Raw genomic sequence first — 14,440 nt, forward strand, 5'->3', positions numbered from 1 at the left:
GACGATAACGACCCTTCCAGGCAAGCGCCTCGAACTTGCCTCATTCCTGAGGATCGTCGACGCCTCACCAAATCACTGCCATACGCCGGAGCCACCGGTAGCGTTCACCCATGGCTGAGTTTCCACCCAACATCGGCTCTCCCGCGACCCGGGCCATCACCCGGGCCGGCATCGTCTCGCTGACCGACCTCGCCGGCTGGAGCGAGGCCGAGCTCGGCGAACTGCACGGCGTCGGGCCGAAGGCGGTCGCGATCCTCGGCGACGCGCTCGACGAGGCCGGCAAGGCCTTCGCAACCGACACCCGCGCCTCGGACACCGCCGAGGTGGACGCGTACCTCGACGCAGCGCCGTCGCAGCAACGCGAGACCCTGCGCACGGTCAGAGCCACGTTGCTGGAACTCCTCCCCCACGGGCGCGACGCGATGAGCTACTCGATGCCGGCGGTGCAGCTCGACGGCATCTCCGTCGCCGGTTACTCGGCCAACAAGAACCACTGCGGCTACTACGCCCACAGCGGCAGCACGACCCAGGCCGCCGGCGAGCGGCTCGACGCCTACGTCACGACCCGATCCGGCATCCACTTCGACGTCGACACCCCGCTGCCGAAATCGGTACTGCGGCTGATGGTCTCGCTGAAGCTGGCCGAGCTGGGTGCGGTCGACCGGGGCATCCGATCGGAGTACTACCCCGATGGCCAGCTGAAGGCCCAAGGCCGCATGAAGGACGGCAAGCCGAGCGGGCGATGGAAGTGGTTCGACAAGGACGGCAGCCTCAAGCAGGTCGGCACCTTCCGGGTCGGCGAGCGGACCGGCACCTGGACCAGCTACGACAGCGACGGCAACCTCACCGACACGACCACCTACTGATCGAAAGGCTCGAGCTGACCGTCGACCGGCCAGTTCCTGGGGCTAGCTCCCGGTGAGGCGCCTCAGGCGGGTTCCCATCGGCGAATAACGCAAGATGCACTGCACGGCCTGCACACCATCTCGCCAGCCGATCTTCTTGCCCTCGTCGTAGGTGCGACCCGAGTAGCTGATGCCGGTCTCGTAGATGCGCAAATTGCGGGCCGACACCTTGGCGGTGATCTCCGGCTCGAAACCGAAGCGGTCCTCCTCGATCTCGATGCTCTGGATCACCTCACGGCGGAACATCTTGTAGCAGGTCTCCATGTCGGTCAGGTTCAGGTTGGTGAACATGTTCGACATGGTGGTGAGGAAGCGGTTACCCACCGAATGCCAGTAATAGAGCACCCGGTGCGGGCCGCCGGCGAGGAACCGCGAGCCGTAGACCACGTCGGCCCGACCGTCGAGCAGCGGCTCGAGCAGCACGCCGAATTCGGCCGGGTCGTATTCGAGGTCGGCATCCTGGACGACGACATACTCGGCCGTCGCCTCGGTGAAGCCACGGCGCAGCGCCGCACCCTTGCCCTGGTTGTGGCCCTGGTCGTACACCTCGACGCGAGGGTCATTGAGCGAGCGTGCCAACGCAAGCGTGTTGTCGGTCGAGCCGTCGTTGACGATCACCAGCTCGGCGCACCACGGCGACTCGAGCACGCGTGTGGCCGAGGCCACCAACGTTTCCTCTTCGTTGTAAGCGGGCATCACGACCGAGAGCACCGGTCGAACATCGGAGGTCACGACTTCTCCTTGGGGCAGGGGACCCGACATTCTCCCACGGTGCGCTGACGGCAGGGAAGCTCAGGCGGCCAGGGGCGCCGCGATCCCGTGCGAGTGCCCGCAGTAATCGCACCCACGGTCGAACTGGGTGTCTTTACTGTCGGACGTCCAGCAGTAAAGACACCCAGATGGGGCATGGGTGTCTTTACTGTCGCTGCTCAGGTGACGATGTCGAGGCCGATGTCGAGGGCCGGGGCCGAGTTGGTCAGCGTGCCCGAGGAGACCAGGTCGACGCCTGCCGCCGCGTAGGCGGCGACGGTGTCGACGTTGATACCGCCCGAGGCCTCGAGCAGGCACCGGCGGGGCGAGGCGCTCTGCAGCTCGGCCGCCCGGACGACGCACTCGCCGACCTGCTCGGGCGACATGTTGTCGAGCAGCACCGAGTCCGCTCCGGCCTCGATGGCCACGATCATCTGATCAAGGTCCTCGCACTCGACGACGACGGTGCGGTTGGGCCAGCGGTCCTTGGCCAGCGCCACCGCCTCGGCGGCGCCCAGTCCGGTGAGGTGGTTGTCCTTGACCATGATCGCATCGGACAGGTTGGCCCGGTGGTTGCGCCCTCCCCCGGCGCGCACCGCGGCCTTCTGCAGCGAGCGCAGGCCGGGCAGCGTCTTGCGGGTATCCCACACCCGGGTGGGCGACCCGACCGCCGCCACCCGATCGACGAACGTCGCCGTCAGGGTGGCGATGCCCGACAGATGTGACAAGAAGTTGAGGGAGGTGCGCTCGGCGGTCAACATCGTTCGCAGTCGGCCCTCGACCGTGGCGATCACCGATCCCGATTCCAGGCGGGCGCCGTCGGTCAACATCCAGGAGACCTCGAGCGCCGGATCGACCTGGGCAAACGTCTCGGCCGCGCACTCGACCCCGGCCAGCACGCCCGGTTGACGGGCCCGAAACTGCGCCACCGCAACAGCGTCATTAGGGACCAGCACGCTGGTGAGGTCGCCCAGCGGCGTGAGGTCCTCCGCCAGCGCGCGCTGCACGGCGGACCGCACCTCGAATCGCGGCGGGGACAGGTAGTCGTCGACGGGGCTGCTCATCGCACCATTGTTGCCGTCGCGAAGCGGGCGATACCCATGGGCCCGGTCGCCTCCCGACTCGGGTCGGTCGCCACTTCGAGCGCTCACGACCCAGCCACCCAACTCGATGCCGGCCCGAGGCGCCGGGCGAGTTAGCCGCCGAGCAGCAGTCGCAGGCGGAACCGGTCGGAGGCGTCGGGAAAATCCTCCCGGGTATGACAGCCGCGGCTCTCCTCCCGGGCCATGGAGACGTCGATCATCGCTACCCCCAGGTCGACCAGGTTGCGCACCTCCTCGGCCGAGCGGGTGCGGGCCGTGCCGGCCAGCGCGGCGCCGACCGTCTCCAGCTCGATGCGGGCGGTGTTCAGGCTGTCCGCCGAACGCAGCACCCCGGCACCGATGGTCATCGCCCGCTGCACGCGTTCCCGCAGGTCGGCGATCGCCGTGTCGGCGTCCGCCTGTTCGAAGTCACCGACGTCGGCCGGGACCGCCCTGCCGGCCGACGCATCGTCGGACTGCGGCCACTTGGGCACCGGGCTGGCCGGCCGGGACACCGCACGGCCGCCGATGCCGCTGGCGGCGGTTTTGGACCCGGCGGTCGCACCGGACCCGGCATCGGAGCCGGACGGCGTGCTGGAGCCGGACCCGGGGGCGGGGCCGGCCGCGCCGTTGCCGAGCAGCGTACGCATCGCCCCGGTCGCTTGCGGACCCCGTCGGCCCGCCGCCACCGCTTCGGCCACCCGGGGCCCAAAGACCATGCCCTCGAGCAGCGAGTTGGAGGCCAGCCGGTTGGCCCCGTGCACCCCGGTGGAAGCGGTCTCGCCGGCGGCCCACAGGCCGGGCAACGAGGTGGCGCCGTCCAGGTCGGTGAGTATGCCGCCGCACTGATGATGGGCCGCCGGAGCGACCGGCAGCCAGTCCTTGGCCGGATCGAGACCTGCGGCGGTGAGGTCGGCGGCGATCGACGGAAACCGCGACGCGAAATCGTCGAGCACCGTCGCGTCCAGCCACAGATGGTCGACGTCCTGGTCGAGCATCGTGCGTGTCATCGCCCTGCTGACGACATCGCGGGGCTTCAGCTCGTCGACGAAGCGGTCGCCGTGGCGGTCGAGCAGCAGCGCGCCGTGCCCGCGCAGTGCCTCCGACAGGAGGGGGCGGGGCATCGACGGCAGGGCGAGCGCCGTCGGGTGGAACTGGAAGAACTCGAAGTCGGCGACGACGGCGCCGGCTCGCATCGCCATCGCCACGCCGTCTCCGGTGGCCACCCGGGGGTTGGTCGTGATCCAGAACAGTTGTCCGGCGCCGCCGGTGGCCAACAGCACATTGCGGGCAGCCACCTCGATCGAGACGCCGTCGGCGTTCAGCGCCGTCACCCCGACCACCTGCGAACCATCGGGCGACAACACCAGGTCGGTGGCGAATGCCTGCTCGTGGATGGCGGCCGCGGTGGCCTTCACGGCGTGCACCAGCGCGCGCTCCACCTCGCGCCCGGTGGCCGCCCCGCCGGCGTGGAGAATGCGCGGAACGCTGTGCCCGCCCTCGCGTGCCAGCTGGAACTCGCCGGCCTCGTCCATGTCGAAGACCGCGCCGAGCGCGATCAGCTCCTGAACCCGGCGAGGCCCCTCATCGACCAACACCCGCACCGCCGCCGGGTCGCACAACCCCGCGCCTGCTGCCAAGGTGTCGGCCAAGTGCAGATCGAGCTCCTCCGGATCGAGCGACAGCGCTGCGGCCACCCCACCCTGAGCCCAGCGCGTGGTCGCCTGCTCGAGCTCACCCTTGGTCAGCACGCCGACCGACAGCCCCGCCTCGGCCGCCCGCACCGCCGCCGACAGCCCGGCCACACCGGAGCCCAACACCAACAGGTCGAGTTCGTTCATGTGTCGCGTCCTCCGCGTCTGGGTGCTCGGTCACCGGTCGAAACCTCAAGATCGCTTGTCGACAGAGCAATCGCAGGCGAGGTGCCGGCCGGATCGGTGGGGACGTTATCGAGCAGGCGGGGGATGCCGAACTGGGCCGCCGCGAGGATCCGCACCCCGGGCAGTGCCAGTTCGGCCGGTTGCATCGTGGTCGGATCGACCACCTCGGCGTAGTCGAAGTGCGCCAGCGGTTCGGCGGTGATGCGCGCCTCGATATGGGCGCGCACCGCCTGGACGCTGCGCTCACCGGCGGCGATCAAGTCGGCCGCCTCGACGAGCGCCCGGTGTAGCACCGGCGCCGCCGTGCGCTCGTCGGGGGTGAGGTAGACGTTTCTGCTCGATAGGGCCAGCCCATCGGGCTCGCGCACGATGGGACACCCGACCACGTCGACCGGAAGGGACAGGTCGGCCGCCACGCGGGTGACGATCGCCAACTGTTGGAAATCCTTCTCACCAAAGTAGGCACGGCAAGCTCCGGTGATGGCGAACAGCTTGGTCACCACCGTCGCCACGCCGGCGAAGTGCGTGGGGCGCGAGGCGCCCTCCATCGCATCACCCAAGCCGGCGACGCTCACGGTCGTCAGCGGTTCCTGTGGGTACATCTCGCCATCCCCGGGCACGAACACCCATGTGGCACCAGCCGCTTGTGCGGCAGCCAGATCGGCCTCGATCGGGCGGGGGTACGCGTCGAGGTCCTCGCCGGCGGCGAACTGCAGCGGGTTGACAAAGACGGTGACCAGCGCATCGCAGCCGTCGGCGACGGCGGCGCCGATCAAGCTGACGTGACCGGCGTGCAGGGCGCCCATCGTCGGCACCAGGCCCACCATGCCTCCGGCGGCACGAGCCCGGGCCGTGCGGGCCCGGACCTGATCGATCGTGCTCAGGACCTCCACGGCGGAGCACTCCCCTCATCGGTTGCGGCCCGAATGGTAGGCCACGCCAGGCGCAGCGCCTGGCGGGCCAGCGCCTCGTAGGCCGGGCGCTCGTCGGGCGCGAGCGCTGCGAGGTGGGCGGCGACGGTGGGCCAGTCCCCGCGGGCGACCGGGCCGGTGAGCGCCTCGGCCGTGCCGACGCGGGCTGCGCCGGCCAGCGCCCCTTCGGCCAGCGACATGATCGCCTCGGTCGGGACGCCGGCGCCGCCGGCCACCCGCTCGGCCTGGCCGAGCAGGGCGACCAGGTGGTTGGCGGCGATCGCGGCCGAAGCGTGGTAGGCGACGCGGTGCTCGTCGGCCACCCGAAAGGTCTGTGCCCCCAACGCCGACGCCAGCGCCTCGACCACCGGGTCGCCGGCCAGCGCCATCCAGGCGCCCCTAAGCGCAGCCGGCCCAGCGGACCCGCGGGGCACCGCCACCAACGGGTGGAGGCTGGCACGCCGTGCGTGGGGAGCGAGCACGTCCAGTGTCAGTGCACCGGCGCAGTGGGCGACGACCGCGCCACCAACCGGGTTCGGCTGGACCGTTGCTGCCACGTCGGCCACCGCCCCATCGGGCACGCACAACACGAGCAGCGCCGCCCCGTCGGCGGACGCTGCGACGTGAGGGCCTCGACCCCCAACCAGATCGACCTCCCACCCGGAAGCGGCCAACGCGCCGGCCAGCGCCGAGCCCATTCGGCCGCGGCCGAGCACCCGCACCGGAAACGGCCCGGCTCCCCCGGCCGACGTGGTGTCGGCCCCGCTCGAGGTGATGTCATCGCTCGGAATAACCGGACCCAACTAGAGGGGATCGGTCTGGGTCACCCGGCCTTCGGCCTGCTCGACGTCAACCTCGGACACCAGGTCCGGGGCCAGATCGCGCATCGGCGCCAACACAAAGCGGCGTTCCTTCCAGCGGACGTGCGGGATGGTGAGGTCCGGATCGTCCAGCTCCACGCCATCCATCCAAACGATGTCGATGTCGAGGGTCCGCGGGCCCCAGCGCTCGCCGCGCACGCGGTCGGCGGCGCCCTCCAAGCGATGGCATAGGCCAAGTAGCTCGATAGGGCGCAGGTTGGTGTCGAGCTCGACGACCAGGTTGAGGAAGGAGTTTTGGGGCGGGCCACCCACCGGGTTGGTCTCGTACACCGGAGATACCGCCACCAGGTCGGGAAGCGAGTCGACCGCAAAGCGCAGCGTGGCCCGCCGGTCACCCAGGTTGGAGCCGAGGCTGAGGAAGGTGCGCATCAACCCACCGCCCCACGTCGGGTGATCCGCACTCCGGCGAACGCCAGGTCGTGGGGCACCGGTGGGCGCAGCTTGCGGACGCTGACCGTGACCTCGTCCACCCGGGCGCCGGCCTCACCGTCGCTGCGACCCTCGGACAGTGCAGCATCGGCGACCACTTGGGCCAGGCGCTCGAGCAGGTCGTAGTGCTGCTGGGCGCAGGCGGCGACGACCGCGTCGGTGACCGCGCCGTAGTCGATCGTGTCGGCCAACGCATCGCTGGCACCCGCCGGTGCGAGGTCTGCGGTGAGGACGAGGGCGAGCTCGAGGGGCTGGGGGCGCGAGCGCTCCTCGGGGAGCACCCCGACGCTGGCCATCACCCGCAGCCCCGCCAACTCGATCTGATCGGTTGTCACCACGCTGTGCTCAGTCCCCCGCCGGATCGGCGGACTCACCGGTCTCGTCGGACTCGTCGGCCCCGTCCGGGTCGGCGGTCTCGTCGATGACCGGCGCCGCTGGGGTCTGGGGGCGCGGCGGCAGCGGGGTGTCTCGGATCAAGACGGCGGTCGTCACCAGGTCGCGGCCGGCCGGGCCGAGACGACGGCCGACGATCTGTTCGGTCACCGCCGTTGCCTTGTGGGTTTCGGGCACCAGGTTGGACCACACGACGTAACCGGCCATCAGGCCGACCAGGGCGTCGGACACCTCTTCTTGGTGGAACAGCACTGCGTTGCCGGCGGCGATGTGACCGCTGAGGTCTTCGTAGATCGTCTGCAGGTAGCGGGGCAGGTCGTCGTTGCGCGGGAAGGGACGGTGCAGCCATGCCACCCCCAGCTCGTCGTAGTTGTGCAGGTTGTGGGGGCTGGTCGAGAGGCTGACCACGTGGTGGAAGCCCTGCTCGCGGATCCAGATGATCTCCTCTTGGCGGCGCACCTTTCGGTGGCTTTCGCCGTAGCCGCCCGGCCGTTCGCACACGGCGAGGCGGTCGGTGATGACCCAGTGGAAGTTCCGTGGGGTGATGCCCTGTGCCCATTTGCCTTTCGGCATCAGCGCTCCTTGGGGATGGGTTGGGAGGCGGGGGCGCCTCCGGTGGTTGAGACTCCGCTGGCGGCGGACGAGCGGGGGGGAACCCCGGCGGCCGTCAGCGCTGCCATGGTGGCGGCCACGTCGTGGACTCGCAGCAGGTCGATCCCGGCGCATGCCGCCCACACCGCCGTCGCCAGCGATGCTTCCAGCCGATCGTCGGCAGGCGGGTTGGCCACCACAAGGTCGCCGGTCGAACGACCACCAACCACTGGGTTGTCCCCGTCGAGCCGCAGGGTGGCACTGCCGGCGACCGGGGGGGTCGCCCGCCGGTCGGCGCGCCCGCTGAGCACGCCGAGGCTGGACTTGCGGCTGGTGCCCAGCGCCACCGGCCAGCCGGTGGCGACCAGGTGATCGAGGTGGGCGAGCAGGTCGAGGTTTCCGCCCAGGTCCTTGCCAAAGCCGATGCCGGGATCGATCCACACCTTGGGCGCGCCCATCCGGGCCGCCTCGGCGGCCGCGCCGGCCAACGCCTCGGTCACTTCAGCAACCACATCCTCGTAGCCGCAGTGCTCGGCCATCACCGTCGGGGGTGCAGGGCTGTGCATGGCGATCCAGCCCACACCCAGGTCGGCGGCGACATGGCCCAGGCCGGCACCGACATCGTTGATGATGCCGGCGCCGGCGGCGACGGCAGCCCGGGCCACCGTCTCGCTGCGCGTATCGATCGACACCATTGTCGTCTCGCTGAGCGCTTCAACCACGTCGATCACGCGGGCGAGTTCCTCGGCGGTGGATACGGCCTGGGCACCGGGCCGTGTCGACTCCCCACCGACGTCGATGATGGCGGCGCCCTCGGCGATCATCATCCGGCCGTGGGCGACCGCATCGTCGGTGGCCAGGAAGGTGCCGCCGTCGGAGAACGAGTCGGGCGTGGTGTTCAGGATGCCCATCACCAGCACGCCGTCGGTCGGCTCGGCCGACGCGTCACAGCCCCCGGGGGCGTGCGCTGAGGCAGCCTCGTCGACAGCGCTCGGGGCGCGTCGCTCTGAAGGGGCATGGGACGTCACCGGCACAGACTAGAACCAGTTGGGGGGATCCGGAAACGGGCCGCCCACCGGGTCGACGCGCCCCGGCCTCAGCCGATCAGCCCCATCGCCTCCGCCCGGGCAGCCACATCGGTGCGGAACAGCCCGCGAACCGCCGAGGTGACCGTGGTCGAACCGGAGGAACGCACCCCACGCATGGCCATGCACAGGTGTTCGGCCTCGACGACGACCAGCACCCCGCGCGGTGCGAGCACCTCCTCGATCGCCTCGGCGATCTGGGTGGTCAGCCGCTCCTGAACCTGGGGCCGGGCGGCGTAGCCCAGGGTGAGGCGGGCCAGCTTGGACAGCCCGGTGATGCGGCCCTCCTCGTTGGGGATGTAGGCGACGTGGGCCCGTCCGCTGAACGGCGCCAGGTGGTGCTCGCACAGCGAGTGAAAGGTGATGTCGCGCACCATGATCATCTCGTCGTGGTTGGCCTCAAAGGTCGTGCGCAGGTGACGGCGCGGGTCGTCGTGCAGCCCGGAGCACACCTCGGCGTACATGCGCGCCACCCGGGCCGGTGTGTCGAGGAGGCCGTCGCGCTCTGGGTCCTCGCCGATCGCGGCGAGCAGCTCGCGCACCGCCGCCTCGACGCGGGGAAGATCGACCGAGGTCCCTTGCGGTTCCGCCGTCGGGTCGGGTGTCTCGAGCCGGCCCGGGGACGGGGCGGGGCTGTTCGTCGAGGCGTGGGGTGTGGGGTCGGTCATCGGGGTTTGGGGGGTGGGGTCGATCATGGAGTCGCACCTTTCTCGTCGAGGGCACCCGGCGCATCGATGGCGTCGGACGCACCACCAACAACCGGATCGGTGGGTGGGGCCGCAGCATGGGTCGTGTCGGTCCCGTCGGGCGGGTCGATCAGCAGTCCGTCGAGCTCGTCGCCGGTGACCGTCTCCTCATCGACCAGGCGACGGGCCAGGCGGTCGAGCATCCCCCGGTGAGCCCGGAGCAGCTCGGTCGCCCGGGCAGAGGCTTCGTTGACCAGCCGGGCGATCTCGGCATCGACCTGGCCGGCGACGTCGTCGGACAGCTTCACTCCGTGCGGGTCGCGCCCGGCCACCTGGGGCTCATCGCTGCCGTAGTGCAGCGGCCCGAGGCGTTCGCTCATGCCGAACTCCGACACCATGCGGCGGGCGAGATCCGTCACCTTCTCGATGTCGTCGGCCGCGCCGGTGGTGATCTCACCGAACACCAGCTCCTCGGCCACCCGACCCCCGAGCATCATCACCATCCGGTCGAGCAGCTGGGCCCTTGAGGTGAGGTACTGGTCCTCCTCGGGCAGCGACAGCGTCCACCCCAGCGCCTGCCCGCGGGCCACGATCGACACCCGGTGCACCGGGTCGGTGTGCTCGAGCACCCGACCCAGCACGGCGTGGCCGGCCTCGTGGTAGGCGATCGTCAACTTGTCGGCCTCCGACATCATGCGGCTGCGCCGGGCGGGACCTGCCAGCACCCGGTCGATCGCTTCGGTCAGGTCGGCCTCGCTCACCTGATCACGTCCCTCGCGGGTGGTGAGGATGGCGGCCTCGTTCACCACGTTGGCCAAGTCCGCACCGGTGAAGCCCGGCGTGCGCCGGGCGAGCACCTCCAGGTTGGCCTGCTCGGAGAACGGCTTGCCCTTCGTGTGAACCTTGAGGATGGCCAGCCGTCCGGCCAGGTCGGGGCGATCGACGACCACCTGACGGTCGAAGCGGCCCGGGCGCAACAGGGCGGGATCGAGGATGTCGGGACGGTTGGTGGCCGCCATCAAGATCACGCCGGTCGACGGGTCGAAGCCGTCCATCTCGACGAGCAACTGGTTGAGCGTCTGCTCCCGCTCGTCGTGGCCGCCGCCCAACCCGGCCCCTCGTTGCCGGCCGACCGCATCGATCTCGTCGACGAAGATGATCGCCGGCGCGTCCTCCTTGGCCTGCTTGAACAGGTCGCGCACCCGGCTGGCCCCGACACCGACGAACATCTCGACGAAGTCCGACCCCGACAGCGACATGAACGGCACCCCGGCCTCCCCGGCGACCGCCCGGGCCAGCAGCGTCTTACCGGTGCCCGGCGGGCCGAACAACAGCACGCCCTTGGGAATGCGGGCCCCCATCGCAGCAAACCGGTCGGGGTCGGCGAGAAAGTCGCGAATCTCGGACAGTTCGGCCACCGCCTCGTCGGCACCGGCCACGTCGGCGAAGGTCACCTCGCTCTGATCGGGTCGGGTCTTAGTTCCGGAGCGTCCGATGCGCAGCCCGCCGATGCCGCCACCCTGCATGTTGATCATGAAGTACAGGAAGGCGCCAAGGATCAGAAGGGTGGGCCCGACGTTCAGGAACAGGTCCTCCCACCACGACGATGCAGCGGTGTCGACCTCAAGCTCGGCGCCGGAGCGGGTGAGCGATCGGGCCAGCCCGTCGGAACCTTCGGTTGGGACCGATGCGGTGAACTCCTCGCCGCCGCGCAACGTGCCGGTCACCCGCCCCTGGGCGGAGTAGAGCGTGGCTTTCTCAACCCGGTCGTCCTTCACCCGATCGATCAACTCGTCGTAGCGAAGCTCGGTGGGGTCGCTGCCCAGCGCGCGGACGGCCACGAAGGCGGCCACGGCGATCACGAACAACACCACGCCGCCCACGATCACCTGGCGACGACGCTTCTTCAGCTTCACTGCTGCGCTCAACTACCGGCCGACTTCGACGTAGGTCGCGATGTAGCCCAGGTTGCGGTACCGCTGGTTGAGGTCGAGGCCGTAGCCGATGACGAAGGCGTCATCGGGGATTTCGAAGCCGACGTAGCCGACATTTTGGCCGGACACGTCGGCCGAGTGGCGGGCCAACAACGTGGCCACCTCGAGGCTGGCCGGGCCGCGGGCGCCCAGATTTTTGCGCAGGTAACGCAGCGTGAGACCGGTGTCGACGATGTCCTCGACCAGGATGACGTGCCGGTCGGTCAGATCTTCGTCGAGGTCCTTGACCAAGCGCACCACGCCGGAGGTCTGTGTGGCCGACCCGTAACTGGACACGGCGATGAAATCCATCGACACCGGCAGGTCGATCGCCCGCACCAGGTCGGTCAGGAACACCGAGGCGCCGCGCAGCACGCCGACGAGGAGTGGCGCCCGCCCCTCGTAGTCCTCAGTGATCTGCGCCCCCAGCAGTGCGATCCGCTGCGCCAACTGCTCGGCGCTGAACAGGACCGGGCCGATGTGGCGATCGGTGCTCAAACGGTCGGAACTTGAGCTGGCAGGCGCTGCGGCGTCGGCTGGTCCGGTGGCACCATCGGGTTGTGTGGTCACACCGGGCAACTTACTGCCGGCCCCCCGGCGAGACCTACGCCGCGCTCAGCTGTCCGGCCCGCCACGAACCAGCCGAATCCGACCGGCGGTGCGGGCCACTCGCCATCCGGCGACGACGTCGGCCCCTGGGGGGCCGCCCGGATCGGCCACCGCCAGCATGCGCTCGAGCGCGCGGTGGTCGGGAGGATGCTCCAGGCCGGTCGCCTCCCGCCACCATCGACGCAGCGCCGCGACCGCCACCGGACGCGGGAGCCCCGCCAGCGCCGAGGGTGCGCTGATGTCGACCTGGCCGGCCTGCGCATCGAGCAGGTCGGCCAGCTCCCGCTGGTGGGCCGCCAGGCGACACAGCTGAGGCACCGGGTCCCGCTCGGCGACATCGCCGAGCAAACCGATCACTTCGTTGCGCACCCGGTTGCGGCGGTGCACCGCCGAGGCGTTGGTCGGGTCCTCCACCGTGATCAGCCCCAGAGACCGGCACAACCCCTCGGTGTCGGAGCGACGCAGCGCCAACAGGGGGTGGGTGGGCCCGTCGCTCATTCCCGCCAGCCCCCACGGGCCGGCACCGCGCAGCATCGCCAGCAGCACCCCCTCGGCCTGGTCGTCGGCGGTATGGCCGGTGGCGGCATCCGGGCCGAGAATGCCCCGGCGTGCTGTCCGGGCCCTGGCCTCCAGGTTGGGGCCGGGGGCAACCTCCACCGCTTCGGTGCGCACGGCGATTCCCAGGCGCTCGGCCATCGCGTCGAGCCGGGAGCGATCGTCGTTGCCCGACCGCAGCCCGTGCTCGACGTGGACCGCCTCCACCCGGCAACCGGCGGCTATCGCCAGCACGACCAGCGCCGTCGAGTCGGCGCCTCCCGACCATCCGCAACGCAGCGAGGCCCCGACCTCGGGAAAGGTGCATCTCGGGAGCAGGGCTTGAACCAGGTGGTGATCGCTCAGCTTCACGGCGCCCACGCACACGGGTCGGCGTTCACCTGCGGGCGAGCGACCGCTTCCCCAACCCCACGCGGGCCATCCACGCCTCCGGATCGCGGATGTCGCTCAGCGTCGGCACGGTGTCGGCCGACTGGAAGGCCCGGTCAAGCCCGGACCGGCCATGGGCGGCTTCGATCGTCTCGATGAAACGCTCGCCCTCCTCGTACTGGCGCATCTTGGCCTCCATGCCCATCAGCTTCTGGATCAGCGCCGCCGGACCCGCAGCGCTACGCCGCGCCGACAGCACCTCATGGAACCGTTCCGAGGATGGGATGCGATCGCCGGCCGCCCGGTTCATCACGATGTCGCCGTGACCTTCGAGCAGGCTCATCAGCCCGGCCAGCCGGTCCATGGCCGCCCGCTGTTCGGGGCCGGCGAACAGCGCCGACAAGCCGCCCTCGTCCAGCGGGTTGACGCCGGTGCGGATCGCTTCCGCCAGGCGACCCAGTGCGGCGAGAAATCGGGTGGGGTCGGGCTCGGCCGCCGACAGCAGCAGCTGAACCTGTTCGAGGAAGTAGGGCCGCAGCCAGGGCACACCGGTGAACTGCGCCCGGTGGGTCAGCTCGTGCACGCACACCCACAGGCGGAACTCGCGAGGGGGAAAGCCGAACTTGCGCTCCAGGGCCATCAGGTTGGGCCCAACCAGGTACACCACGTCCTGGTCGTCGGCTTCGCCCGCACCCTCACCGGTCGCACCGGAGCCGGGTTCGGTCACCAACAGGTCGTACTGGCCGAGCACGCGACGTGACATCCAACCCAGGATCAGCCCCATCTCGGCGGCGGCCACCTTGGGGGCCACGTAAGCCGACGCCCCGGTCATGGTCTCGCCCATCCGCTCGAGAAGCGGGGCGAGCAGGCGCTGGAACGAACCGATATTGGCCTGCACCCAACCGCCGCGGTCCACCACGCGCGCCCGGGCCGGCCCGGAAGCCGATGGCCAGCCGGTCTCCGCTTCGACGAGCTGCTGGGCCAGGGGCGTGAACTCGGCGACATCGGCCGCCAACGTGCCCGACCGATAGGAATCTTCGAGGGGATCGTTGCCCGCCACGCGTTTCGCCAGCTTCGTAGCCAGCGTCCAGTCGACTGCCTCGGTCATGTGGGGACCACCGTAGGACATCCCCGACGGCGCCGGGTCAGTCCCGCGGGCCGGGGTAGCGGGGCTTGACCACCGAACGCATGTACCCAACCACGATGCTCACGGCGAGCAAGATGGCCGACAGCGCCAAAGTGATGGCCACCCAGTAGTGCCAGATGTGTTCCAAGGCGAGCATGGTCCCATCCTAGATCGGCCTGGCACTGCCGCAACACTCGGGGGCGCCCCGACCAACC

The 14,440-nt window shown here is 70.3% G+C and carries 16 protein-coding genes; 1 reads left to right on the top strand and 15 read right to left on the bottom strand.

From position 1 onward, the window contains the following. Positions 1-110: 110 nt before the first annotated feature. Complete coding sequence (locus tag PKD89_RS11965; protein ID WP_289011233.1) at positions 111-866, top strand: DUF1801 domain-containing protein; 756 nt, start codon at positions 111-113, stop codon at positions 864-866. A 42-nt stretch (positions 867-908) separates the two neighbouring features. Here the strand turns inward: PKD89_RS11965 and PKD89_RS11970 are convergent, their stop codons facing one another. The 15 genes from PKD89_RS11970 to PKD89_RS12040 all read right to left on the bottom strand — a co-directional run bounded on the left by PKD89_RS11970 (position 909) and on the right by PKD89_RS12040 (position 14,382). After that, positions 909-1,601: a glycosyltransferase family 2 protein gene (locus PKD89_RS11970; protein ID WP_349257348.1), complete on the bottom strand. Its 693-nt coding sequence runs from the start codon at positions 1,599-1,601 to the stop codon at positions 909-911. Positions 1,602-1,834: 233 nt separating this feature from the next. Next, positions 1,835-2,719, bottom strand: a complete 885-nt coding sequence (nadC, locus tag PKD89_RS11975; RefSeq protein WP_324332464.1) for a carboxylating nicotinate-nucleotide diphosphorylase — start codon at positions 2,717-2,719, stop codon at positions 1,835-1,837. Between the two features lie 131 nt (positions 2,720-2,850). Continuing rightward, positions 2,851-4,578, bottom strand: a complete 1,728-nt coding sequence (locus PKD89_RS11980) for an L-aspartate oxidase (RefSeq protein ID WP_289010568.1) — start codon at positions 4,576-4,578, stop codon at positions 2,851-2,853. After that, positions 4,575-5,510 carry a pantoate--beta-alanine ligase gene (gene panC / locus PKD89_RS11985; RefSeq protein WP_289010567.1) on the bottom strand — a complete coding sequence of 312 codons (936 nt, stop codon included), beginning with the start codon at positions 5,508-5,510 and terminating at the stop codon, positions 4,575-4,577. Before panC ends, PKD89_RS11980 begins: the two co-directional genes overlap by 4 nt. Next, positions 5,498-6,331, bottom strand: a complete 834-nt coding sequence (locus PKD89_RS11990) for a DUF2520 domain-containing protein (RefSeq protein ID WP_289010566.1) — start codon at positions 6,329-6,331, stop codon at positions 5,498-5,500. The genes panC and PKD89_RS11990 overlap by 13 nt, the downstream gene beginning before the upstream one ends. After that, positions 6,332-6,778, bottom strand: coding sequence for a 2-amino-4-hydroxy-6-hydroxymethyldihydropteridine diphosphokinase (gene folK, locus PKD89_RS11995; RefSeq protein ID WP_287379490.1), 447 nt, complete (start codon positions 6,776-6,778; stop codon positions 6,332-6,334). Continuing rightward, entirely contained in the window at positions 6,778-7,176 is a 399-nt protein-coding gene (gene folB / locus PKD89_RS12000; protein WP_287390785.1) for a dihydroneopterin aldolase, read from the bottom strand. Before folB ends, folK begins: the two co-directional genes overlap by 1 nt. 7 nt (positions 7,177-7,183) lie before the next feature. Then, positions 7,184-7,804 (bottom strand): hypothetical protein, encoded by a 621-nt coding sequence (locus PKD89_RS12005; RefSeq protein WP_287390784.1) that lies wholly within the window; start codon positions 7,802-7,804, stop codon positions 7,184-7,186. Further along, positions 7,804-8,850, bottom strand: coding sequence for a dihydropteroate synthase (gene folP / locus PKD89_RS12010; RefSeq protein WP_289010564.1), 1,047 nt, complete (start codon positions 8,848-8,850; stop codon positions 7,804-7,806). Before folP ends, PKD89_RS12005 begins: the two co-directional genes overlap by 1 nt. A gap of 68 nt (positions 8,851-8,918) precedes the next feature. After that, a complete protein-coding gene (folE, locus tag PKD89_RS12015) occupies positions 8,919-9,575 on the bottom strand; it encodes a GTP cyclohydrolase I FolE (protein WP_425591252.1) in 657 nt (218 codons plus the stop codon). Between the two features lie 23 nt (positions 9,576-9,598). Continuing rightward, positions 9,599-11,521, bottom strand: coding sequence for an ATP-dependent zinc metalloprotease FtsH (gene ftsH / locus PKD89_RS12020; RefSeq protein WP_289010562.1), 1,923 nt, complete (start codon positions 11,519-11,521; stop codon positions 9,599-9,601). Then, a complete protein-coding gene (gene hpt, locus PKD89_RS12025; protein WP_289010561.1) occupies positions 11,522-12,136 on the bottom strand; it encodes a hypoxanthine phosphoribosyltransferase in 615 nt (204 codons plus the stop codon). It abuts the gene before it with no gap. 45 nt (positions 12,137-12,181) lie between these two features. Next, complete coding sequence (locus tag PKD89_RS12030) at positions 12,182-13,081, bottom strand: tRNA lysidine(34) synthetase (RefSeq protein WP_289010560.1); 900 nt, start codon at positions 13,079-13,081, stop codon at positions 12,182-12,184. Between the two features lie 25 nt (positions 13,082-13,106). After that, the gene (locus PKD89_RS12035; protein WP_289010559.1) at positions 13,107-14,207 is read right to left on the bottom strand and encodes a zinc-dependent metalloprotease; all 1,101 of its coding nucleotides are present in this window, start codon (positions 14,205-14,207) and stop codon (positions 13,107-13,109) included. A gap of 37 nt (positions 14,208-14,244) precedes the next feature. After that, on the bottom strand, positions 14,245-14,382 hold the full coding sequence (locus PKD89_RS12040; RefSeq protein WP_287379482.1) for a hypothetical protein: 138 nt from the start codon (positions 14,380-14,382) through the stop codon (positions 14,245-14,247). Positions 14,383-14,440: the final 58 nt, after the last annotated feature.

It is taken from the genome of Candidatus Neomicrothrix sp. (assembly GCF_035329545.1).
Classification (GTDB): Bacteria; Actinomycetota; Acidimicrobiia; order Acidimicrobiales; family Microtrichaceae; genus Microthrix; species Microthrix subdominans.